We start from the raw sequence: 20,219 nt of genomic DNA on the forward strand, positions 1-20,219 counted from the left end.
CGCGGCGCCGGAGATCCTGCGGGCTCACGCCAGTCGGACGGATTCCGCCTGAGGCCCCTTGGACCCGGTGCCGACCTCGAAGACGACCTGCTGGCCCTCTTCGAGCACCTTGTAGCCCGACATATCGATCGCCGAGTAGTGCACGAAGACATCCTGTCCACCGCCGTCGACGGTGATGAAGCCGTAGCCCTTTTCAGCGTTGAACCACTTGACGGTTCCGTTCGCCATTGTTACTCCCGAGTGCTGTGTTTCTGCAGCAGCGGCACAGTTTGCCGCAACCAATTCCAGATACTAATCCGATGGGAACGGCGGAAAACGGCCGGAACGGGCAATTGTCCAAACCGTGACCGGGAATCAACACGACGGAAACACGCGTGAAATATTGGGCGCCGGATGACGCCTCGGAGGCCTGGGAGAAGGGCCCGTCTACTCCCCCGAGGCCGGCTCTTCCGCGGCCGGGTCTTCGGCGGGTGCCTCGCCCTCGGCGGCGGTGAGGCCCGGGCCGGCGTAGTCGGTGCCGAGCACGGCGGTGAGCGCCGCCCCCTGGAAGGTGGAGGACTGCACGGCCGGCACGTCGCCGAGCAGCTGGGCGAGGCCGAGCGCGGCCGCCTCGTTGGCCGGGTCTTCGTAATAGACGGTGGTGGTGGAGAAGTCGGTGGAGCTGGCGTTCGCCATCGTGGCGACGTTCCAGCCGCTCGCCACGGCGGCCTCACCCACCCGCCCGGCGAGGCCCACGTTGTCGGTGCCGTTCAGGACGGTGACCGCGAGGGTGCCGTCGGTGACCGGCGTCACCGTGGGCGTGGGGGTGGGGGTGTCGACCGGCGCGGCCGAGGAGGAGGAGCCGCCGAACGCATCCGTGAACTGGATGTTGTTGTTGATCACGGCGAGGTAGGTGATGCCGGCGCCGACCAGCAGAACCGTGGCCAGGGCGGCCCAGGCGAAGACGATCCAGCCGCGGCCGCGCGGGGCGGGGCCGCGGTGCGCGCCGACGCGGTCGGGGTGGGCGGGCAGGGCGTCGAAGCTGTCTGTGGTGAAACGTGACATGGGTCGGGCGGAGTCCTAGTCGTCGCGCGAGAGCAGGCGTGCGGAGCGGGCGGCCAGCCGCGCCTCCCGCACCCGCTGGAGCCTCTTGATGAGCATCGGGTCGTGTGCGAGGGCGGCCGGGGAGTCGATCAGCACGCCGAGCAGCTGGTAGTAGCGAGCGGACGACAGGCCGAACTCCTTGCGGATGGCCTGCTCCTTGGCGCCGGCATGACGCCACCAGCTGCGTTCGAAACTCAGGATGCGGGCGTCGCGTTCGGCGAGCGGCCGGGGGTTCGCCGACGGCATCGGCAGCTCGTCTGCGACAGCCATGGCATTCCCTTCACTCGAACTTCTCCGACATCATATGGCTGCACGCCTCAACGGGAGCCGATAGCGTCGGCGGGCCGGAACATCGATCGATGGGCGATGCCGGCCTCGACGTATTCCTCGCCGAAGGGCACGAATCCGACACCCAGATAGAGGGGGACGATGTAGCACTGCGCGTGCAGCAGCATCGACTCGGCGCCGAACTCCGCGATCACGGCGTCCAGCAGCGTGCGGGCCAGGCCCTGGCCGCGGTGCGCGGGATGCGTGACCACCCGGCCGATCACGCGGTGCGCGTCGAGGTGCTCGGCCTCGGCGTCGCGCAGCACGCGGAGGTAGGCGACGACCTCGCCGGCATCCGGACCCTGCTCGCCCGCGGTCAGCCAGACGTGAACGGTCTCGGGCTCGGCGTCGCGCCAGTCGAGCTCGCTCTCGTCGACCTTCTGCTCGACGTAGAAGACGTCGGTGCGCAGCTTCGCGATGGCGTACAGCTCGCGGGTGGTCAACTCGTCGAACCGGGCGCGGTGGAGGGAATGGTGAGGCACCGTGCAGAGTTTACTGGGATGATCGACAGTGAATCCGAGCACGGTCCGAACACGCAGGAGCACCCCCGCATGAGCTATCAGGTATCGAAGTCCGACGACGAGTGGCGCGACGAGCTGTCGGCCGACGAGTTCGCGGTGTTGCGCGAGGCCGCCACCGAGCGCCCCTGGACGGGCGAGCTGCTCGACGAGGGCCGCGAGGGCGTCTACACGTGCAAGGCCTGCGGCCAGGAGCTGTTCCGCAGCACCACCAAGTTCGACTCGCACTGCGGTTGGCCGAGCTTCTACGACCCCACCGGCTCCGACGCCGTCGAGCTGATCGAAGACCGTTCGCTGGGGATGGTGCGCACCGAGGTGCGCTGCTCGAACTGCGGCTCGCACCTCGGCCACCTGTTTGACGACGCCCCGCAGACGCCCACCGGCGACCGCTACTGCATGAACTCGATCTCGCTGAACTTCACCGCCGCCGAGCCGGAAGCCACCGAGGAGGCGTGACCGGCGTCAAGGAGGCCATGCTCACCCGGCGCTCGTCGTCGAAGGTGACGGATGCTGCGCCCACCCCGGCCGAACTGGCCGAGTACGTCGAGGCGGCCGGCCAGGTCGCCGACCACAGCCATCTGCGGCCCTGGCGGATCATCGAGATCCGCGGCGACGCCCGCGACCGCCTCGGCGACGCGTTCGCCAAAGCCGAGGGCAAGAAGAAGGACGCCCCGAAGCAGCGCTCGAAGGCCCGCCGCGCACCGCTCGTGCTCGCCGTCGTCGTGTCGTTCAAGAAGAGCAAGGTCGCGCGCTGGGAGCAGGAGGCCGTGGCATCCGGTGTCGCCCACAATCTCTCGCTCGTGCTGGCCGACGAGGGTTGGGGCGTGTTCTGGCGCACCGGCTCGCAGACCCGGGCGAAGGCCGTGAACAAGGCCCACGGGCTCGGCAAGAACGAGGAGCTGCTCGGCTGGCTGTACGTGGGCGGCATGCCCGAGCGCTCCCGCGTGCTGCGGCCCAAGCGCCGTATCCGGGTCTCCGAGCACCTCAGCGCGCTGTGAGCGGCGAGGCCGTCTCCACCTCCCCCGTCTCCTCCACCCCGCACGACCTCGCCGACGACTCCGCCGCGGTGCCACCGGTGAGCCCCGCCCGGCGCTGGCTCGCCATCCTCGCGCTCGCCCTGGGCGGATTCGGCATCGGCGTCACCGAGTTCGTGACGATGGGGCTGCTGCCCGACATCGCCGCCGATCTGCTGCCGGCCCAGTACGCGGTCGACCCCTCGGGCGCCAACGCCCAGGCCGGCCTGCTCGTCTCGGCCTACGCGCTCGGTGTGGTGGTGGGCGCTCCGACGATCGCGGCCGCGGCCGCCCGCTGGCCGCGCAAGCGCCTGCTGATCGTGCTCGTGACGGTGTTCGTGGTGGGCAACCTGCTCTCGGCGATCCTGCCCTCGTTCGGCCTCGTGCTGGCGGCGCGCTTCTTCAGCGCCCTGCCGCACGGCGCGTACTTCGGCATCGCCTCGCTCGTCGCCGCCTCGCTGATGGGGCCGGGCAAGCGGGCCCGCGGGGTGGCGTTCGTGCTCGGCGGTCTCACCATCGCGAACGTGGTCGGGGTGCCGTTCGGAACCTTCGTGGGCCAGACCTTCGGCTGGCGCAGCACCTACCTCGTCGTGGCCATCATCTTCGCCGTCACGCTGGCGGCCATCGCGCTGACGGTGCCGTACCGCGCCGGCGATCCGACGGCCACCATGCGCAACGAGCTGAGCGCCTTCCGCCGTCCGCAGGTGTGGCTGACCCTCGCGGTCGGCTCGATCGGCTTCGGCGGCATCTTCGCCGTCTACACCTACATCGCCCCCGTGGTCACCGACGTCACAGGCCTGGACGCCGGCATCGTGCCGTTCGTGCTCGTGGCCTTCGGAGTCGGGATGACCGTGGGCAACTTCCTCGCCGGCTGGCTCACCGACCGCTCGGTGAAGCGCTCGCTTGTCATCAGCGTGCTGGGCGTCGGCCTGTCGGTGCTGGCGTTCGCGCTCTTCGCGCACACGGTGCCCGGGTTGTTCGTCTCCGTGCTGTTCGTCGGCCTGTTCGCCGGAGCCTGCTCCCCCGCCATCCAGACCCGGCTGATGGATGTCGCGCACAACGCCCAGTCGATCGCCGCGGCCCTCAACCACTCGTCCCTGAACATCGGCAACTCGCTCGGGGCCCTGCTCGGCGGCCTCGCCATCACCGCGGGCCTCGGCTACATCTCACCCGCCTACGTGGGCGTCGGTCTCGCCGCCATCGGCTTCACGGCCCTGATGATCTCGTTCGGCGTGGAGCGCCGCGGTCGCAGCCGAGAGGGCGACTGAACCCACGCCGCCGCCGCGTCCCGGGTTCCTCCGTATGACCTGGGAGCAGTTCGACAGCTGACTGGGAACCCGTGGCGGCCTTCCCGGGTGCGGCCTATCGTTGTCCTCTTACTCCGCACGCCTTACCCGAGGCGGAAGCCGGTGACCCTCCGGCTGCGGACGACTCGAGAAGAATTGATCCCCATGGCGATGAAGTCTGCCCGAATCCCGATCTCCGCCGCCCTGACGGCGGCCGCCCTCATCGGCGCGCTCACGGCCGGCAGCGTGTATCTCGCGCCCCGTGCCTCGCGAGCGAGTACGACCACGACAGGCACGGCGGATGCCCGGTGCGCGCTGGGCATGACGACCGGCGACACCGGAACCGGCAATCCTTACCCCGAGCTGGCAGACCTGGACGGCTCGGACGAGTCGCCGTTCCCCCTCGGCGCCACGGTCGTCTGCACGACCGGCGGCGCCGCGTGGACGATCGCCCTGGGGCAGCCGATCCTCGACGCCGGTGCGGCGGACGGCCTCGACGTGCCCCAGGAGACGGACTCCGGGTACATCGTGCTGCCGGTGCAGGCCGGCTACGTGGGCACCGACACCTCGATCGTCACCGATGACCTGACCTTCTCCTACGTCGACGCGGAGGGCGAGCAGCACGACGCGGTCGCCGATCCGGCGCGCACGGATTCGCTCTACGACTTCCCGCGCGTGTTCCCCAACGGCATCGCCTCGGGCAGCGTCGTCATCCCGGTGCCGCAGGGCGACGCCGGCCACGGCCGCTTCGTGGTGCGCGTGGAGGCCACCGGCCAGACGGTGAACTTCACGCTCTGATGGCTGTGGGAGTGGGGCCGGCTGCGGGACTTGAACCCGCAACCCCCGCTTTACAAGAGCGGTGCGCTACCAATTGCGCCAAGCCGGCTGGTGGTGGTGAAACCACCCTAGTGTAGCCTCGCGGCCGCGCGTCAGCCCGCGGCGGGCGTCGGCGTGGGGGTCGCGGTGGAGTACGCCTCGCCCGCGACCTGCACCACGAACGCCGAGAAGGCGTCGGGGTCGGTCAGCGAACCGGAGTACTTCTGGCCGTTGACGAGCACCGTGGGGGTGCCGGTGACGGCCTGCTCGTCGGTGTTCGGCAGCGGTCCCTGCAGCGCGCGGGAGGTCGCATCCGCCACCCAGCCCTTGAACTGTGTGTCGTCGATGCAGGAGTCGATGTCGCCGGCATCCGTCACCCCGGCCTGCTCGACGAGGCCCTTGATGGTGTCGTCGTCCAGCCCCGACGAGTTCTCCTCCGGCTGGTTGGAGTAGAGCAGGCCGTTGAAGGCCCAGAACTGGTCGGGCGCGTAGTTGGCCACGCAGGCCGCCGCGTTCGCCGCCCGGGTGGAGTACTTCGTGCCGAGCGAGGAGCGGTCCAGGATCGACAGCGGGTGGATCTCGACCGTCGCGGCGCCCGACTGCAACCACTCGCCGATCTGCGCGTTGTTCGTGGTCTCGAACTGGCCGCAGTAGGGGCACATATAGTCGACGTACAGCCGGATGTCGACGGTTCCGGATGCCGGGTCGTTGACCGTGGGCACGGGGTCTTCACCGGAGGCCAGCGCCGGGGTGGTGACCGCCGTGAAGCCCTGGCCGATCTGGATGCCGTCGCTGGCCATGTTCAGCGGGCCCGGGCCGGCCGGCTTGAGCGTGGAGGTGATGACCAGGGTGATGCCGACGACGATGGCGATCACGACGACGCTCAGCGAGCTGATCAGGATGACGCGGTTGCGGACGTCTTTCTTGCGCTGCTCCTCGCGGAGCTGCTTCGCCTTCTCCCGAGCCGCCTCTCGACGCTGGTTCTTGGACTGTCGATCGTCGGATCCGCCAGTGGTCATTCGTGCAAACTCCGGAGACTGGGTGAGTGGAGAGGGCGCCGGGTGGGCGCTCAGGTCGGGGCCGGGTGGGCGAGGACCACTCAAGGATAGTAGGAACCCTGTCTGGGAGTTCGCCAGAGCGCGATGGGGAGCCGCGCTGCGCCACAGGCGTGCGATACTGATCTGTGGGTCTTCGACGATGCAGACCCGGTTCCATCCATCACAACGGATCGTCCGGCACGTACCTGCCGGTGAAGGAGTAATGAATCATGGCGTCCGTCACTTTCGACAAAGCCTCCCGTATCTACCCGGGTTCCACTCGCGCCTCGGTCGACAAGCTCGACCTCGAGGTCGCCGACGGCGAGTTCCTCGTACTGGTCGGCCCCTCGGGCTGTGGAAAGTCCACCTCGCTGCGCATGCTCGCCGGCCTCGAAGAGGTCAACGAGGGCCGCATCCTGATCGGTGACCGCGACGTCACCGACATCCCCCCGAAAGACCGCGACATCGCGATGGTCTTCCAGAACTACGCGCTCTACCCGCACATGACCGTGGCCGAGAACATGGGCTTCGCGCTGAAGATCGCAGGTGTCGGCAAAGACGAGCGCGCAACCCGCGTTCTCGAGGCCGCCAAGCTGCTCGACCTCGAGCCCTACCTCTCGCGCAAGCCGAAGGCCCTCTCGGGCGGTCAGCGTCAGCGCGTCGCCATGGGCCGCGCCATCGTGCGTCAGCCCCAGGTGTTCCTGATGGACGAGCCGCTGTCGAACCTCGACGCCAAACTGCGCGTGCAGACCCGCACCCAGATCGCGTCGCTCCAGCGCCGCCTGGGCGTCACCACCGTCTACGTCACCCACGACCAGACCGAGGCGCTCACCATGGGCGACCGGATCGCCGTGCTGAAGGACGGCCTGCTGCAGCAGGTCGGCACCCCGCGCGACCTGTACGAGAAGCCGAACAACGTGTTCGTGGCCGGCTTCATCGGCAGCCCCGCCATGAACCTGTTCCACGCCGACCTCGCCGACACGGGAATCAAGTTCGGCACCTCGATCGTGCCCGTCGACCGCGAGACGCTGGCCAGCGCATCCGGAACCAGCGCCACCATCGGTGTGCGGCCCGAGGACATCGTGCTCTCCTCCACCCCGGGCGAGGGCCTCGAGGTCGTCGTCGACCTGATCGAAGAGCTCGGCGCCGACGGCTACCTCTACGGCCACAGCGAGATCGACGGCAAGCGTACCGACATCGTCACCCGCGTCGACGGCCGTTCGCACCCCTTCGTGGGCGACAAGGTGTACCTCACGGCCGCCCCCGGCCACGTGCACCTGTTCGACCTCGAGTCGGGCGAGCGTCTCGGCAACAAGGCCGTGGTCGCCTAACCCGTTGACGACCTCCCTTTCGATCACCTCGGCCACGGCGGATCCGGCACTGCTGGATCTGCCGTGGTCGGTGCCGTTGGACGAATGGCCCGACGAGTACATCGCCGCGCTGCCCAAGGGCATCTCCCGCCACCTCGTGCGCTTCGCCCACCTCTCCGGACACGTCATCGCCATCAAGGAGACGACGGACGAGATGGCCAAGCGCGAATACGAGATGCTGCGCACGCTGCAGCGACTCGACGTGCCGTGCGTGGACCCGCTCGCCGTCATCACCAACCGCCACGACGCCGACGGCGAGCCGCTGCGCTCGGCGCTGGTCACCCGGCACCTGAAGTTCTCGCTGCCGTACCGGGCGCTGTTCTCGCAGACCCTGCGGCCCGACACGGCCACCCGCCTGGTCGACGCCCTCGCCGTGCTGCTGGTGCGCCTGCACGTGATCGGCTTCTTCTGGGGCGACGTGTCGCTCTCGAACACGCTCTTCCGGCGGGATGCGGGCGCGTTCGCGGCCTACCTCGTCGACGCCGAGACCGGCCAGCTCTACGACGGCCTCTCCAACGGCCAGCGCGAGAACGACCTCGAGATCGCCCGCGTGAACATCGCCGGCGAGCTGATGGACCTCGAGGCCGGCGGCCGCGCCGACGAAGACCTCGATCCGATCACCGTCTCCAACGGCATCGTGGCGGCGTACCGCTCGCTCTGGAAGGAACTGACCGGCTCCGAGTCGTTCAGCTCGTCGGAGCGCTGGCGCATCGCCGAGCGCGTCGACCGCCTGAACGACCTCGGCTTCGACATCGAAGAGCTCGCAATCAAGACCACCGAGGGCGGCACGACCGTGCGCATCCAGCCGAAGGTCGTGGACGCGGGGCACCACCAGCGCCGGCTGCTGCGCCTCACCGGGCTCGACGCCCAGGAGAACCAGGCCCGCCGGCTGCTGAACGACCTCGACTCCTACTCGGCCCGGTACGGCCGCAAAGACGTGGACGAGGAGATGGTGGCCCACCAGTGGCTGGCCGGTGTCTTCGAACCGGTCATCCGGGCCATCCCCCGCGATCTCAAGGGCAAGCTCGAACCGGCGGAGGTGTTCCACCAGCTGCTCGAGCACCGTTGGTTCATGAGTCAGGACCAGAGCCGCGACGTACCCCTGGCCGAAGCGCTCTCCTCCTACATCGACGAGGTGCTGCGCCACCGCCGCGACGAGGCCACCGTGATCGGCCCGCCCACCGAGGCCATCACCCTGCCCGTCCCCACCCAGGACGCCACCGCATCCCCCGACGACGCCGAGCCCGAAACCGACTGGCGCCTCACCGTCTGATCGTCTGATCGTCTGATCGAGAAGTCGCAAATGGCCGCTATTCCGACGATGTAGCGGCCATTTGAGGCTTCTCGACGAAGGCGGGGTGTGGGTTACTTCTTCTTGGCGCCTCGTTGACGGGCGATCTCGTAGAGGGTGACGGATGCGGCGATGCCCGCGTTGAGGGACTCGGTGCCCGAGGAGATCGGGATCGAGACGATCGCGTCGCAGGTCTCGGTGACGAGGCGGCTGAGACCCTTGCCCTCGTTGCCGACCACGACCACGATCGGGCCGTCGGCGAAGTCGAGGCCGGGGAGATCGGTGTCGCCGCCGCCGTCCAGGCCCACCACGAACACGCCCGCGGCCTTGAAGGCCTTGAGGGTCTGCGTGAGGTTGGAGGCCATGGCCACGGGGGTCGTGGCCGCGGCACCGGCCGAGGTCTTCCAGGCCGAGGCGGTCACGCCCACCGAACGGCGCTGCGGCACGATCACGCCGTGCCCACCGAACGCGGCCGTCGAGCGGATGATGGCGCCGAGGTTGCGCGGGTCGGTGATGCCGTCCAGCGCCACGAACAACGGCTTCTGGCCGCGTCGCTGCACTTGGTCGAGCAGGGTCTCCGGGTGCGCGTACTCGTACGGCGGCACCTTCAGGGCGAGGCCCTGGTGCACCGAGTCGTGGCCCGAGATGCGGTCGAGCTCGGGGCGCATGACCTCCATGATCGGAATGCCGCGCTTGGTGGCCAGCGACAGCGCCTCCTTGACGCGCTCGTCGACCTCCACCCGGAACGCCACGTACAGCGCGGTCGCCGGGATCTTCGCGCGCAGCGCCTCGACCACGGAGTTGCGGCCGGTCACCACCTCGCTGTCGTCGGCCTTCTTGGCGCGGCGGGCGGGCGCCGAGGTGCGGCCGGTCGAGTACTGGCCCGGATCCTGACTCCGCTCGCTCGTCGAGCGCGCACCCGGGCGGCCCTTGCCACCGGCCGCCGCGAAGCGCTCACGCGCCGCCTTGGCCTTGCCGGCGGGGTGGTACGGCCGGTCCTCGGCCTTGGGCGTGGGCTTCTTGCCCTCGAGCGCCTGCCGGCCCTGGCCGCCGGACCCGACGGCCTTGCTGCCCTTCGTACCCTTGCGGACGGCGCCGGCCCGAGAGGGGCGGCCCGTGGATGATTTAGCCATCAAGACTCCAGTGCGCGCCGGTAGGCGTGTCTTCTATCGATATTCCGGCCTGTCCGAGTTCGTCCCGGATGCGGTCCGCGGTGGTGAAGTCGCGGTTCTTACGTGCCGTCTCCCGATCGGAGACGAGGCTTTCGACCAGCGTAGCGAGTGCGCGCTCGGATCCGCTGTCGGTGCCGGTGGCCCACTCGGGCGCCAGTGGATTGATTCCCAGCACATCGGTCATGGCGAGCACCTGCCCCTGCAGGGCGGCCGCCTCGGCGAAGTCCTCGTCGTCGAGGGCGGCGTTGCCCTTGCGGACGGTCTCGTGGATGACGGCGATCGCCTGCGGAACGCTCAGGTCGTCATCCATCGCCTCACGGAACTCGTCGGGGACGACGACCTCGGCGGTGCCTGCGAAACGCGTGTCGGCCAGGCGGCGCTGCGCCCGCTCGAGGAAGCCCTCGATGCGCGAGACCGCGGCCTCCGCCTCCTCCAGGGCACCGTCGTGGTACTCGAGCGTCGAACGGTAATGGGCGGCACCGAGGTAGTAGCGCAGCACCACGGGGCGAGCGGATGCGATGAGCTCGCTCGCGAAGATGGAGTTGCCGAGCGACTTCGACATCTTCTGGCCCGTCACGGCCACGAGGCCGTTGTGCAGCCAGTAGTTCGCGAACGCGTCGCCCGCCGCGCGCGACTGCGCCAGCTCGTTCTCGTGGTGCGGGAAGCGCAGGTCGAGCCCGCCGCCGTGGATGTCGAACTGCGTGCCGAGGTACTTGGTCGACATCGCCGAGCACTCGATGTGCCAGCCGGGCCGACCCCCACCCCACGGGCTCGGGAACGACGCCGAGAGCGGCTCGCCCTCCTTGTGCCCCTTCCAGAGCGCGAAGTCGCGCACGTCGCGCTTGCCGCGCGAGTCGGAGTCGGCGGCGGGGGCCATGTCATCGAGCTTCTGATGGGTCAGCTCGCCGTACTCGGGCCAGCTGGCCGTGTCGAAGTACACGTCGCCCGTGCCGTCATCCGTCGCGTAGGCGTGGCCGTTGTCGATGAGACGCTGGATGATGGCCTGCATCTCGGGAATGGATGCCGTGGCCCGCGGCTCGTACGTGGGCGGGAGCACGCCGATGGCGTTGTAGGCCGCCGTGAACTCGAGCTCGACCCGGTAGGCCAGCGCCCACCACTGCTCCGGGCTGCCGGCCGCGGCGCTGGCGGCCGCGTTCAACAGGATCTTGTCGTCGATGTCGGTCACATTGCGCACGAACGTCACCGCGTAGCCGCTGTACGCCAGCCACCGCCGCAGCTGGTCGTACGCCAGAGCCGACCGCAGATGCCCGATGTGCGGCGAAGACTGCACAGTAGGCCCGCACACGTAGATACCGACCTCGCCGGGAACGATCGGCACGAAGTCGAGAAGGGCGCGCGCCTTCGAATCGTAGAGTCTCACCGTCTTAGTTTACCGGGGGCGCCGGGCTTCGCTCGGCGCTCCCGGGGCTCGCCGGTCCTCGCCCGGCGCCGCGCGACATGTGAGCGCGCGGTCGGCGGGCGCGGCCTGCGGTCGCACCCTCCGGCCACCCGCTCACCCTGGGTCGTCGACAAGGGCCTGAGACCTCGGATGCTCTGCTCAAGTGTCGGCGGTGTCAGACCGCAACGGAGGCTGAACGGCCGAAGTCTCGGGCCGTACTCGTCTACCCAGGGTGGGGGTGGGGCCGAACGGCCCGACCGCAGGCCGGGTCGTTCGACCGCGCCCCCACATGTCGCGCTGCGCCGGGCAGGGACCGGCGCAGCCCGGTCACGCCGAGCGAAGCCCGGCGCGACCGCAGCTAGCACAGCGGGGCTTCTGTCTAACGAGAAACCTCCCACGAAAACCCACCCCTGACGGGCGAGAAACCTCCCACGAAAACCCACCCCTGACGGGCGCGTGACCTACACCCGGTACACAAGGGCCGTGGCGAGGGCGGTCAGCCCCTCGCCCCGCCCGGCATACCCCAGGCCGTCCGTCGTGGTGGCCGCAACACTCACGGGCGCCGCGAGCACCTGCGACAGCAGCGCGTCGGCCTCGGCCTTGCGGGGGGCGAATCGCGGCCGGTTGCCGATGAGCTGCACCGAGACGTTGCCGACCGCGAAGCCGGCATCCACCAGGATGGCGCGGGTGCGCTCGAGGAAGACGACGCCGTGCGCACCGGCGAGCGAGGGGTCGGAGGTGCCGAAGCGGCTGCCGAGGTCACCGAGACCGGCGGCGCCCAGCAGCGCGTCGCAGATCGCATGCGCCACCACATCGCCGTCGCTGTGCCCGGAGAGCCCCGGCTCCCCCGGCCAGTGCAGTCCGGCCAGCCACAGGTCGACCGGCTCGGAGTCCGGCGCGAAGGCGTGCGCATCCACGCCCATGCCGGTGCGGAACGACGGCACCGACGTCGCCGCGCGACGCAGCAGATCCTCCGCGCGCTCGAGGTCGTCGGGCGTCGTGATCTTGAACGAACGGGCGTCGCCCGGCACCACCTCCACCGGGTAGCCGGCGTCGCGCACGAGAGCGGCGTCGTCGGTGGCGTCCGTCGTCGCCCGGGCGTAGGCGTCGTCGAGCTGGGCGCGCGGGAAGCCCTGAGGCGTCTGCACCGCGCGCAGACTCGAGCGGTCGACCGTCTGCCGGATGCCGCCGTCGGCGCCGAGCGCCTTGATCGTGTCGGTGACGGGCAGTCCGGGAATGGCGCCGTGTCCGTTCGCCCGCACCGAGGCGATCACCGCCTCGAACACCGACGTGGGCGTGAACGCGCGCGCCGCGTCGTGCACGAGCACGACCTCGATCGCACTCGACAGCACCTCGAGCCCGGCGGTGACCGAGCCCTGCCGGGTGTCCGCCCCGGCGACGGCCACGAAGTCGAGCCCGCTCGACGCCAGTTCGGCATCCGTCGCCGTCATCTGGGCGGCCGGAACGACCACCACGAGCTCGACGGGCTCGGCTATGCCTCGAACGGCATCCATTGCACGCGACAGGATGCTGCGGCCCGCGACCTCGACGAACGCCTTGGGCCGGTCGAGCCCGAGACGGGTGCCGGAACCGGCCGCGACCACGATGACCGCCACCGACGGGGACGCCGTCGGCGAAGACTGCTGCACGAGCGGGGCCGCGCGGAGAGGCCTAGGAGGCCAGGACCTCGTCGAGAACCAGCGAGGCCTTCTCCTCGTCGGTCTTCTCGGCCAGAGCGAGCTCCGAGATGAGGATCTGGCGGGCCTTGGCGAGCATCCGCTTCTCACCGGCGGACAGACCGCGATCCTGATCGCGGCGCCACAGGTCGCGCACGACCTCGCTGACCTTGATGACGTCGCCCGAGGCGAGCTTCTCGAGGTTGGCCTTGTACCGGCGGGACCAGTTGGTGGGCTCTTCGGTGAACGGAGCGCGCAGAACCTCGAATACCTTGTCGAGACCCTCGCGGCCGATCACGTCGCGGACGCCGACCAGGTCGACGTTGTCGGCCGGCACCTCGATGGTGAGATCGCCCTGCGTGACACGGAGCTTGAGGTAGATCTTCTCTTCACCCTTGATGACGCGGGTCTTCACTTCGGAGATCGTCGCGGCTCCGTGGTGGGGGTAAACGACTGTCTCGCCGACCTCAAAAAGCATGAATGGATGTCCTTCCGTGGCTACCAGGATACCACAGGGGGTATGTGGTAAGGGTGTCCTTACCCACTGCCGGCCGCCCGCTCGTTGTAGGCTGAATCCAAAGCGTCTACGACTCTGGAGGGTCACGTGAAAGCACGTCTCGCGGCATCCGTTCTGGCGGGTTCGCTCGTCCTCTTCGGCACGGCCGGATGCGCCTTCATCACCCCGCAGGCCACGGTCGAGATCGTCGAGACCTCCGACGGCGTGAACGCCGACCTCGGCGAGGTCTCGGTGCGCAACGCGACGCTCATCAGCGAAGACGGCGAGCTGGCCAGCCTGCTCGTCTCGTTCGCCAACAGCTCCGACTCCACCCAGCAGGTGCTCGTGCAGTACGAAGACGGCAGCACGGGCGAGCGCGTCAACCAGAAGGTCTCGGTGGAGGGCTCCGGTGCCATCACGAGCTTCGGTGGAAGCGACTCCGAGCAGATCGTGCTCAGCAACGTCAGCGAGCCGGGCAGCCTCTTCCCCGTCTACTTCCAGTACGGCGACACCGAGGGCAAGCAGGTTCTCGTGCCGGTGCTGAACACCTCGCTGCCGGAGTACACGGGCCTCGCGCCGACTCCGACGCCGACACCCACCCCCACGGTCACCATCCCGCCGGTGACCGAGACCCCCGTGCCCTCCGCCACGGCCGAGCCCGCCGAGTAGCGGGCCCGGCCTTCCGGCCGGCAGCGCTTACGCCTCGAAGCGGTAGCCGAGGCCCCGCACGGTGACCAGCAGCGTCGGATCGGACGGCGTCGTCTCGATCTTCGAGCGGATGCGCTTGATGTGCACGTCGAGCGTCTTGGTGTCGCCGAAGTAGTCCGATCCCCAGACCCGGTCGATCAGCTGGCCCCGGGTCAGGACGCGGCCGGCGTTGCGCAGGAGCAGCTCGAGCAGCTCGAATTCCTTCAGCGGCATGGCCACCTCCTTACCGTTCACGGAGACGGTGTGGCGCTCGACGTCCATCGACACCGGACCGGCCGACAGCAGCGGCTCCGAGGCGTCGATCACCTCGAGCTGACGACGGAGCACGGCCCGGATGCGCGCGAGCAGCTCCCGGGTCGAGTACGGCTTCGTGACGTAGTCGTCGGCGCCGAGCTCGAGCCCCACCACGATGTCGATCTCGGAGTCCTTGGCGGTGAGCATGATGATCGGCACCGAGGAACGGGTGCGGATCTCGCGGCACACCTCCGTTCCCGGGATGCCCGGGATCATCAGGTCGAGCAGGATGATGTCGACCCCGCCCCGGTCGAACTCGCTCAGCGCGCTCGGCCCGTCGGGGGCCACGGTGACCCCGTAGCCCTCCCGGCGCAGCAGATAGCTGAGCGGCTCGCTGAGCGCGGCCTCGTCTTCGACCAGCAGGATGTGGGTCATCGGTTCTCTCCTTGGGTGCCGGTGCGCAGGCCTGTGGCCTCCGGGAGCCGGATGGTGAATGTCGAGCCCTGGCCGATCTGCGACCAGGCCCGGATGTCGCCGCCGTGGTTCTGCACGACGTGCTTGACGATGCTGAGGCCGAGGCCCGTGCCGCCGGTGTTGCGCGAGCGCGCCTGATCGACGCGGAAGAAGCGTTCGAACACCCGGGGCAGATCTTCTTCGGGGATGCCGATGCCCTGGTCGGTGATGACCAGCTCGAGCACGCCGTCGTCATGGTGCACGCCGATGCCGATGCGCGATCCGTCGGGCGAGTACTGCACGGCGTTCGCGATCAGGTTGTTCACCGCGAGGGTGAGCAGGGCCTCGTCGCCCATCACGGTGAGCCGCTTCTTTCCCCCCACCACCAGATCCATGTCGCGCGCATCCGCGATCACGTGGTTCTGGTCGACGGCGGCCGAGATGACCGCGTCGATGTCGACGAGCTCCGCCGTGCCGAGCACGTCGGTGGACTGCAGGCGGGAGAGCTCGATGATCTCCCGGGTGATCTGCGAGAGCCGGGTGGCCTCGGTGCCCATCCGCTTGGCGAAACGGCGCACCTGCTCGGGGTCGTCGGATGCCGCATCGAGTGCTTCGGCGAGCAGCGCGATCGAGGCGATCGGGGTCTTCAGCTCGTGGCTGATGTTCGCGATGAAGTCGCGCCGCACCTCTTCGAGCCGGTAGGCATCCGTGCGGTCTTCGGCGAGCACCAGCACGTATCGGCTGCCGAGTCGGGCGATCTGGGTGTCGAGGTGGATGCTGGCCTCGCCGAACGGTCCGCGCGCGAGCACGATCTCCTCGTTCACCGATTCGCCCGAGCGGCGCACCCGCGCCACCAGCTCGCCGATCTCGTCGTGCACCAGCAGCCCGTTGGACACCAGGCCGTAGGTGTAGGCGCGCTCGGAGGCCTTCACGACGTTGTTGGAGGGATCGAGCACGAGGCCGGCGAAGTCGAGGGCGTCGATCATCTGCTCGACACCGTCGGGAACCGCGGTGGAGGAGACGGTGACCGCGTTGTTCCCGCGCCGTTCGGCGGCGAGGACCACCAGCACGAAGCCTGCGCCGACGACCAGGCCGAGTGCCACAGACAACAGCACGACCCAGCCTGTTTCCATGCCAACTACACTAGTGAGTCCGTCGGGACCGGATCCCGTGTGCGCCACCGCAGAGCCATCGCTTCCCGGAGTGTTCAACTGCACGGCACCTCGCGTTAACCTGGCCTCAGAAGGATGGACTCGTCGCCTGCCGATACCGGTGGCGACTCTGCGTGCACGTGAGCCAGCGGTCGCAGTGCCCGCCGTACCCCAGAAAGGACCACCACGCATGCGTGAGGTATTCCAGCAAGAGCTGCGCGAGGTTCAGGAACGACTCGTCGAGATCTCCGAGCTCGTGACCGTTGCGATCACCAATGCCACCGCGGCCTTCAACGAGTCGAACGTGACCCTCGCCGAGACGGTCATCGCCGAAGACCCCAAGATCGACGCCCTGGCCTCGAGCCTGGACGAGCTGGCCATCGGCATCCTGGCCCTGCAGCAGCCGGTCGCGCGCGACCTGCGCATCGTCGTGACCGCCCTGCGGGTGAGCGCTTCGCTGGAGCGGATGGGCGACATCGCCGAGCACATCGCGCAGCTGGCCCGCTACCGCTACCCCGACAAGGTGGTGAAGAAGAGCCTGCGCCAGACCTTCGCCGAGATGGGCCGCCTCGACGTGGAGATCTCGAAGAAGCTCACCGTGCTGCTGCGCACGGAAGACGTGCAGCTGGCGGAGCAGATCCGCAACGACGACGACGCCATCGACGAGCTGCACGTGAGCGTGTTCGACGCCGTGCTCGGCTCGCACTGGAAGGGCGAGGCCGTCGACACCGTCGACGTCACGCTGGCCAGCCGCTACCACGAGCGCTTCGCCGACCACGCCGTCTCGATCGCCAAGAAGGTGCAGTACCTGGCCACGGGCGAATGGCCCGGCTCCACGCAGAACGCATAGCCCTCACCCTTCTGCAGCTCCTCGCGAGCCGTCGAAAATGGCCCTAAAACCTCCGTTTTAGGGCCATTTTCGACGTGTCGCGAGGAGGGCGGGCGGGTTACTTCTTGGCGCCCTGCGCGGCCACTGCGGCGGCACCGGCTGCGGCGGCCTCGGGGTCGAGGTACTCGGCCGGGGTGACGGGGGTGAACGAGGCGTCGAGCTTGTAGACCAGCGGGATGCCCGTGGGGATGTTCAGCTCGGCGATGTCGTCGTCGCTGATGCCGTCGAGGTGCTTCACGAGAGCACGCAGCGAGTTGCCGTGGGCGGTCACCAGCACGGTCTTGCCTGCGGCGAGGTCGCCGGTGATGTCGCTCTCCCAGTAGGGCAGCATCCGGTCGATGACGTCTTTCAGGCACTCGGTGCGGGGCACGGCGTCGCCGAGGTCGGCGTAGCGCGGGTCACCGACCTGCGAGTACTGGTCGTCGTCGGCGATGGGGGGCGGCGGCACGTCGAAACTGCGGCGCCAGGTCTGGAACTGCTCGGGGCCGTACTCGGCGAGGGTCTGCGCCTTGTCCTTGCCCTGGAGCGCGCCGTAGTGGCGCTCGTTCAGGCGCCAGGAGCGCTTGACGTCGATCCACGAGCGGTCGGCTTCGGCGAGCGCCAGCTCGGCCGTGCGGATGGCCCGGGTGAGGCGCGAGGTGTACAGCACGTCGGGCAGCACACCGGATGCGGCGAGCAGCTCGCCGGCGCGCTTGGCCTCGGCGACGCCCTGCTCGCTGAGCTGCACGTCGACCCAGCCGGTGAACAGGTTCTTCTGGTTCCAGTCGCTGTTGCCGTGGCGCAGCAGGATGAGGGTATAGGGCTCTGTTGGCATGGTTTCAGTCTATTGCCGCCGGCCGCGCGTGCTTGGATGGAGGCATGCCCATCGGCGCCGTCACCCGGGGAACCACGGGCACCAATCGCCTGCGCCGGGTCGACCGCTGGATCGGCACCCTGCCGGTGCTGCGGCAGGCGGCCGATCCGCTGGTCGTCGATCTCGGCTACGGCGCCAGCGGCGTGACGGCGTTCGAGCTGCAGGCGCGGCTGGCCCGCGTGCGGCCGGAGGTGCGGGTGATCGGGCTCGAGATCGAACCGGGCCGGGTGGCCACCGCGCGGGCGCAGCTGGCCGAGGTGCGGGCGGGGCGCACCTCGTTCGACCCCGGCGCTCGCGTCGACTTCGCGGTCGGCGGCTTCGAGGTGCCGCTGCCGGGCGGGGCCGGCACGCGGGCCGCCGTCATCCGCGCCTTCAACGTGCTGCGGCAGTACGACGAGTCGGAGGTGCCCGCCGCCTGGGACCTCATGGTGTCGCGCCTGCAGCCCGGGGGCGTACTCGTGGAGGGCACCTGCAACGAGGTGGGGCGGGTGGCCAGCTGGGTGGCCGTGCAGCACGGCGGGCCCGTCTCTTTCACCGTGTCGCTGCGCCTGGCCGGGCTCGAGCATCCGTCGATCGTGGCGGAGCGGCTGCCCAAGGCGCTCATCCACCACAACGTGCCCGGCGAGCCGATCCACCGCTTCCTCGCCGACCTCGACCGGTTCTGGCAGCACAACGCCGCCCTCGGCACCTACGGGCCGGTTCAGCGCTGGGTGGCCACGGTCGCGGCGATGGAAGGCTCCGGATGGCCCGTGCGCACCCTCGCGCGCCGGCGCCGTCTCGGCGAGCTCACCGTGCCGTGGGCCGCCGTGGCCCCGCTCTGAAGCAGCCCGGGCCGAGGCGATCCGGGCCGGGGCCTACTTGACCTCGACCTCGACCTCTTCATCGCCCACGCGCACCGTGAGCGGCTCGGCCGTTGTGATGTCGGACGGGGTCCAGAACACCGAGGTGTGCGGCACGAAGTCCATGGTGCAGACCTGGTCGGCGGGCTGCGGCACGGTCGTGATCTCAACGGTGTTGCCCTCGCCCCGAGGCTCGATGACCTTGATGTCGGAGCCGATCACCGGGCAGGTGGAGCTGCCGGAGATGGCGACGCCGATCTGCGAGCCCTCCTGCATCCAGAAGGCCTGCAGGCCGGAGTCGGAGGGCTCCAGCTCGTGCACGAGCTTCTCTTCGTCGGGCAGGCCGGAGAAGTTGGTGGTGGGACCGGTCATGGTGCAGCCGGTCAGCACGAATGCGAACGCGAGTGCGGTGGCGGAGACGGTGACAAGCTTTCGCATCTTCATGGCTCTACGGTATCGAATCCCGCGGGTCGGCGTGGTATCGGAGGGCGCTCAGGTGGTGATGTCGGGGAGGGTGCGGCGGGCCTCGTCGAGGGGCATGCCGCTGGCGGCCAGCAGGTCGAGCACCAGGGGACGGATGGTGACCACCAGCGCGGCCTCGGAATAGGGCTCGCCCGGGGTGAGGCGGCGCGGGTCGAGGGTGATGGCGATCAGCACGAGACTCTGCCGCACCACGGGGCGCAGCTCCGGGTGATCGATGCTCTGCGCCAGCATCGAGACGGCGCTCTGCAGACCCGCCATGAGTTCGGCGAGCTCGGGGCGTGGGCGGGAGTCCAGGCCGAGGCTCAGCCGGCGCGAGACCACGCGCAGGTTGCGGGCCGCGTGATCCATGTGCAGCTGCATCCGCTGCAGCTCGGCGAGCTCGGTGCCGTGCCGGCGCAGGAACGGCGAGATGCGCGAGATGGCCACGGCCGACTCGAGCGAGGAGCGCCAGCTCTCGATCAGCGCCTGCGTGCCGCGCGCCCGGCCGAGCACGATCTCCGCGGTGCCGGGGTCGCCGATCCGCAGCACCGTCACGAGGGAGGAGAGGATGGCGCTGAAGGCCGCGAAGAACTTGAGGGCCTCCCGCCGGGCCGCCCGGCGCGGGTCACGCGGGATGAGCGCCGTGGCCAGGATGGCGACCGCGCCACCCACCAGGGCATCCGCGGTGCGTGTGAACGGGCCGCCCGCCGGGATCGGCATCAGCGACACCAGCGAAGCCTGCACCGCGGCCATGATCGGCAGGCCCGGCACCGGCGAGAGCAGACGGGTGACGGCCAGCGCGGCCAGCACCGTGAGCGCGAACTGCCAGATGCCCTGACCGAAGGCGAGCAGGATGACCTCGCTCAGCAGGATGCCGATCGTCATCGCGATGGCCGTCTCGAGCACCCGGCGGGGCCGGGCGTCGAGCACCAGCCCGAGGCTGGAGAGGGTCACCGTGACGGCGGCGATCGGATACTGGTGGCCGAGCAGGAAGTGCGTGATGAGGTAGGCGACCGTGACGGCCACCACGAGCTGGGCGATCGCCGGGCCGCTGGAGACGGTGCGTTCCAGGGCGGCGCGCACCTCGGCGTCCCAGCGGTCGCGCCGGGACACCGGATCGGCCGTCGGAGCCGGCAGACCGGTCAC

Annotated in this window: 23 protein-coding genes and 1 tRNA gene; 9 read left to right on the forward strand and 15 right to left on the reverse strand. The window is 69.5% G+C overall.

Annotated elements, in window-relative coordinates; genetic code table 11:
• Positions 1–24 precede the first annotated feature (24 nt).
• The 4 genes from ACN4JJ_RS11315 to ACN4JJ_RS11330 form a co-directional block, all read right to left on the reverse strand.
• Positions 25–228 (reverse strand): cold-shock protein, encoded by a 204-nt coding sequence (locus ACN4JJ_RS11315; protein WP_259486230.1) that lies wholly within the window; start codon positions 226–228, stop codon positions 25–27.
• Between the two features lie 198 nt (positions 229–426).
• Positions 427–1,044 (reverse strand): LytR C-terminal domain-containing protein, encoded by a 618-nt coding sequence (locus tag ACN4JJ_RS11320; RefSeq protein WP_440710014.1) that lies wholly within the window; start codon positions 1,042–1,044, stop codon positions 427–429.
• Positions 1,045–1,059: 15 nt separating this feature from the next.
• Positions 1,060–1,353, reverse strand: a complete 294-nt coding sequence (locus ACN4JJ_RS11325) for a DUF3263 domain-containing protein (protein ID WP_440710015.1) — start codon at positions 1,351–1,353, stop codon at positions 1,060–1,062.
• A 47-nt stretch (positions 1,354–1,400) separates the two neighbouring features.
• Entirely contained in the window at positions 1,401–1,892 is a 492-nt protein-coding gene (locus ACN4JJ_RS11330; protein ID WP_440710016.1) for a GNAT family N-acetyltransferase, read from the reverse strand.
• A 69-nt stretch (positions 1,893–1,961) separates the two neighbouring features.
• On the opposite strand from ACN4JJ_RS11330, the gene msrB reads away from it, so the two are divergent.
• The 4 genes from msrB (at position 1,962) to ACN4JJ_RS11350 (ending at position 5,025) form a co-directional block, all read left to right on the forward strand.
• Complete coding sequence (gene msrB / locus ACN4JJ_RS11335) at positions 1,962–2,384, forward strand: peptide-methionine (R)-S-oxide reductase MsrB (protein ID WP_440710017.1); 423 nt, start codon at positions 1,962–1,964, stop codon at positions 2,382–2,384.
• Positions 2,385–2,401: 17 nt separating this feature from the next.
• Positions 2,402–2,926 (forward strand): nitroreductase family protein, encoded by a 525-nt coding sequence (locus ACN4JJ_RS11340; RefSeq protein ID WP_440710296.1) that lies wholly within the window; start codon positions 2,402–2,404, stop codon positions 2,924–2,926.
• 68 nt (positions 2,927–2,994) lie between these two features.
• Positions 2,995–4,209, forward strand: a complete 1,215-nt coding sequence (locus tag ACN4JJ_RS11345; protein ID WP_440710297.1) for an MFS transporter — start codon at positions 2,995–2,997, stop codon at positions 4,207–4,209.
• Positions 4,210–4,392: 183 nt separating this feature from the next.
• Positions 4,393–5,025: a hypothetical protein gene (locus ACN4JJ_RS11350; RefSeq protein WP_440710018.1), complete on the forward strand. Its 633-nt coding sequence runs from the start codon at positions 4,393–4,395 to the stop codon at positions 5,023–5,025.
• 12 nt (positions 5,026–5,037) lie between these two features.
• Here the strand turns inward: ACN4JJ_RS11350 and ACN4JJ_RS11355 are convergent.
• A tRNA-Thr gene (locus ACN4JJ_RS11355) sits at positions 5,038–5,113 on the reverse strand.
• 43 nt (positions 5,114–5,156) lie between these two features.
• Entirely contained in the window at positions 5,157–6,062 is a 906-nt protein-coding gene (locus tag ACN4JJ_RS11360; RefSeq protein WP_440710019.1) for a DsbA family protein, read from the reverse strand.
• 248 nt (positions 6,063–6,310) lie between these two features.
• Between ACN4JJ_RS11360 and ACN4JJ_RS11365 the strand changes: the two genes are divergently transcribed.
• Together ACN4JJ_RS11365 and ACN4JJ_RS11370 are read left to right on the forward strand one after the other, a co-directional pair.
• Positions 6,311–7,411, forward strand: a complete 1,101-nt coding sequence (locus ACN4JJ_RS11365) for an ABC transporter ATP-binding protein (RefSeq protein WP_440710020.1) — start codon at positions 6,311–6,313, stop codon at positions 7,409–7,411.
• Between the two features lie 4 nt (positions 7,412–7,415).
• Positions 7,416–8,723 (forward strand): DUF4032 domain-containing protein, encoded by a 1,308-nt coding sequence (locus ACN4JJ_RS11370; RefSeq protein WP_440710021.1) that lies wholly within the window; start codon positions 7,416–7,418, stop codon positions 8,721–8,723.
• Between the two features lie 92 nt (positions 8,724–8,815).
• Here ACN4JJ_RS11370 and rlmB read toward each other — a convergent pair whose 3' ends face one another.
• The 4 genes from rlmB to ACN4JJ_RS11390 all read right to left on the reverse strand — a co-directional run bounded on the left by rlmB (position 8,816) and on the right by ACN4JJ_RS11390 (position 13,466).
• Complete coding sequence (gene rlmB, locus ACN4JJ_RS11375) at positions 8,816–9,874, reverse strand: 23S rRNA (guanosine(2251)-2'-O)-methyltransferase RlmB (protein ID WP_440710022.1); 1,059 nt, start codon at positions 9,872–9,874, stop codon at positions 8,816–8,818.
• On the reverse strand, positions 9,867–11,294 hold the full coding sequence (gene cysS / locus ACN4JJ_RS11380) for a cysteine--tRNA ligase (protein ID WP_440710023.1): 1,428 nt from the start codon (positions 11,292–11,294) through the stop codon (positions 9,867–9,869). Before cysS ends, rlmB begins: the two co-directional genes overlap by 8 nt.
• 479 nt (positions 11,295–11,773) lie before the next feature.
• Positions 11,774–12,961 carry a 2-C-methyl-D-erythritol 4-phosphate cytidylyltransferase gene (gene ispD / locus ACN4JJ_RS11385; RefSeq protein WP_440710024.1) on the reverse strand — a complete coding sequence of 396 codons (1,188 nt, stop codon included), beginning with the start codon at positions 12,959–12,961 and terminating at the stop codon, positions 11,774–11,776.
• Between the two features lie 22 nt (positions 12,962–12,983).
• On the reverse strand, positions 12,984–13,466 hold the full coding sequence (locus ACN4JJ_RS11390) for a CarD family transcriptional regulator (RefSeq protein ID WP_066040922.1): 483 nt from the start codon (positions 13,464–13,466) through the stop codon (positions 12,984–12,986).
• A 126-nt stretch (positions 13,467–13,592) separates the two neighbouring features.
• Here ACN4JJ_RS11390 and ACN4JJ_RS11395 point away from each other — a divergent pair, with 126 nt between their 5' ends.
• Positions 13,593–14,153 (forward strand): hypothetical protein, encoded by a 561-nt coding sequence (locus ACN4JJ_RS11395; RefSeq protein ID WP_440710025.1) that lies wholly within the window; start codon positions 13,593–13,595, stop codon positions 14,151–14,153.
• Between the two features lie 27 nt (positions 14,154–14,180).
• On the opposite strand, the gene ACN4JJ_RS11400 is transcribed toward ACN4JJ_RS11395, so the two are convergent.
• Complete coding sequence (locus ACN4JJ_RS11400; protein ID WP_440710026.1) at positions 14,181–14,861, reverse strand: winged helix-turn-helix domain-containing protein; 681 nt, start codon at positions 14,859–14,861, stop codon at positions 14,181–14,183.
• On the reverse strand, positions 14,858–16,012 hold the full coding sequence (locus ACN4JJ_RS11405) for a sensor histidine kinase (protein WP_440710027.1): 1,155 nt from the start codon (positions 16,010–16,012) through the stop codon (positions 14,858–14,860). The genes ACN4JJ_RS11400 and ACN4JJ_RS11405 overlap by 4 nt, the downstream gene beginning before the upstream one ends.
• A gap of 208 nt (positions 16,013–16,220) precedes the next feature.
• Here ACN4JJ_RS11405 and phoU point away from each other — a divergent pair, with 208 nt between their 5' ends.
• Positions 16,221–16,880, forward strand: a complete 660-nt coding sequence (gene phoU, locus ACN4JJ_RS11410; protein ID WP_440710028.1) for a phosphate signaling complex protein PhoU — start codon at positions 16,221–16,223, stop codon at positions 16,878–16,880.
• Between the two features lie 97 nt (positions 16,881–16,977).
• Here phoU and ACN4JJ_RS11415 read toward each other — a convergent pair whose 3' ends face one another.
• The gene (locus tag ACN4JJ_RS11415; protein WP_440710029.1) at positions 16,978–17,733 is read right to left on the reverse strand and encodes a phosphoglyceromutase; all 756 of its coding nucleotides are present in this window, start codon (positions 17,731–17,733) and stop codon (positions 16,978–16,980) included.
• A gap of 44 nt (positions 17,734–17,777) precedes the next feature.
• Between ACN4JJ_RS11415 and ACN4JJ_RS11420 the strand changes: the two genes are divergently transcribed.
• Entirely contained in the window at positions 17,778–18,593 is an 816-nt protein-coding gene (locus tag ACN4JJ_RS11420; RefSeq protein WP_440710030.1) for a class I SAM-dependent methyltransferase, read from the forward strand.
• Positions 18,594–18,626: 33 nt separating this feature from the next.
• On the opposite strand, the gene ACN4JJ_RS11425 is transcribed toward ACN4JJ_RS11420, so the two are convergent.
• Both ACN4JJ_RS11425 and ACN4JJ_RS11430 read right to left on the reverse strand, forming a co-directional pair.
• Positions 18,627–19,055, reverse strand: coding sequence for a hypothetical protein (locus ACN4JJ_RS11425; RefSeq protein WP_440710031.1), 429 nt, complete (start codon positions 19,053–19,055; stop codon positions 18,627–18,629).
• A 48-nt stretch (positions 19,056–19,103) separates the two neighbouring features.
• Positions 19,104–20,219: an FUSC family protein gene (locus ACN4JJ_RS11430; protein WP_440710032.1), complete on the reverse strand. Its 1,116-nt coding sequence runs from the start codon at positions 20,217–20,219 to the stop codon at positions 19,104–19,106.

Source organism: Herbiconiux dendrobii (assembly GCF_052048175.1).
Classification (GTDB): domain Bacteria; phylum Actinomycetota; class Actinomycetes; order Actinomycetales; family Microbacteriaceae; genus Herbiconiux.